Genomic DNA, 1,626 nt, shown 5'->3' on the forward strand with positions numbered 1-1,626 from the left:
CACCGACACGCAGCGACACCTGGTCGGCGAGAGCACGCAATCGTGCCGCACGCGCACCTGACGCCCAGACGGGATAGGCGATGAAGAGGTCGGTGCAGCCGGCCTGGGCGAACACCTCAGCCTCGCTGACGGTGGCCACGGTCAGGCCGACCGCACCAGACACGATCTGACGGCGAGCGATCTGCACGCACTTGTGGGACTTCGCATGTGGCCGCAGCGCGATCCGCCGCGCAGCAGCGCCTGCCGCCATGGCCCGCATGTTGCGGTCGAGCACGTCAAGGTCTACAGCAAGAAACGGCGTGCTCTGATCAGGCAACAGCGGAGCCGGCGTCTCCATGCGCGAAATCATGTCACGGTGCCATGGCACCCGCTCGCCGTTAGCCGCCATGAAGGATCGTCCAAACAGCCGATTTGGACACTGTTACGGTGGGGATCAATGAGACAGCTCACTGCAGTTGCCTGGCGGCTTGCGGTGGCGGTGATGGCGTGGTTGGTCGCCGGCATCGGCCACGACTGGTATGGCAACCGGCACCATTTCGCCGACCTGCGGATCTACCACCTGGCGGTGCAGTGGTGGCGCGACGGCCATCCCCTGTATGACTTCAGCGTGCCGGACCCGACGCAGGGGTCACTCGGGTTCACCTATCCGCCGTTCGCTGCGTTGCTGCTCCGGCCGCTGGCCGGGCTGGCCTGGCCGGTGCCGGTGCAGGTGGCCTTCAGCACGGTGTCCGTGCTCGCCTTGGCGGTGTCGTTGTGGCTGCTCTCGCTGCCGGTGGCCCGCCGTCTCGGCCAGCCGGTGTGGTTCGTCTTCCTGCTGGCGGCGCCGCTCGCCTCCGGGCTGGAGCCGATCCGGGAGACCTTCACCTTCGGCCAGGTCAACTTCGTGCTCGTGGCGCTGGTGCTGGTGGACCTGCTGGTCCTGGGCGCCGCCGGCAGCCGGTGGACCGGTGCGGGCATCGGACTCGCCGCGGCGATCAAGCTCACGCCCGCCATTTTCATCGTGTACCTGCTGTGCACCCGCCGCTGGCGAGCCGCAGCTGTCGCCACCGCGACGGCAACCGTGGCGACCGCCGTCGCGTGGGCGGTCGCACCCGGCGACTCCTGGACCTACTGGACCCGCACGCTCGTCGGCGGCGACGGCATCGGCCATCCCGAATACTTGTTCAACCAGTCGCTGATGGGGATCGCGGCGAGGGCTTCAGACCCGCCCCAGCGGGTGCTCTGGCTGCTGCTCGTGGCGGCGGTCGCCGGGTTCGGCATGTGGCGGGCCGCGCGGGCACACGCCGCCGGCAGCGACCTGACCGGTCTCACCCTCGCCGGCCTGGTCGGATGCCTGGCCAGCCCGGTCACCTGGGTGCACCACATCTTCTGGTTCATCCCCGCGATCCTGCTGCTGATCATCGCCGGCACCCGACCGATGCGCTGGCCGCCGCTGCTCGGCGCAGCCGTCGTCTACCTCACCGTGACCTTCAGCGTTATCTCGTTCTACGCCTACGACCTGCACGAACCCGGCGGCCTCGCGGGCGCGGTCGGGAGTTGCCCCCTGATCTTGGACACTTGAACCTGGGATGTTGATGGTCCCGGGAGATCAGGAGTCCTGGAACACGATGGTGAACAAGCACTACC

The 1,626-nt window shown here is 68.3% G+C and carries 2 protein-coding genes; one reads left to right on the forward strand and one right to left on the reverse strand.

Annotation, left to right across the window (positions count from 1 at the left end):
- Positions 1–337 (reverse strand): alanine racemase (locus tag AB0367_RS38725; RefSeq protein WP_366231501.1); only part of this gene is annotated, 337 nt, incomplete at its 3' end.
- 99 nt (positions 338–436) lie between these two features.
- Between AB0367_RS38725 and AB0367_RS38730 the strand changes: the two genes are divergently transcribed.
- On the forward strand, positions 437–1,561 hold the full coding sequence (locus AB0367_RS38730) for a glycosyltransferase 87 family protein (protein WP_366231502.1): 1,125 nt from the start codon (positions 437–439) through the stop codon (positions 1,559–1,561).
- Positions 1,562–1,626 lie beyond the last annotated feature (65 nt).

Source organism: Dactylosporangium sp. NPDC051484, assembly GCF_040689395.1.
Taxonomy (GTDB): Bacteria; Actinomycetota; Actinomycetes; order Mycobacteriales; family Micromonosporaceae; genus Dactylosporangium.

Bases quoted from the DNA above. Each gene is read 5' to 3' on its own strand.
- AB0367_RS38730 (WP_366231502.1), top strand. From the start codon at position 437: ATGAGACAGCTCACTGCAGTTGCCTGGCGGCTTGCGGTGGCGGTGATG.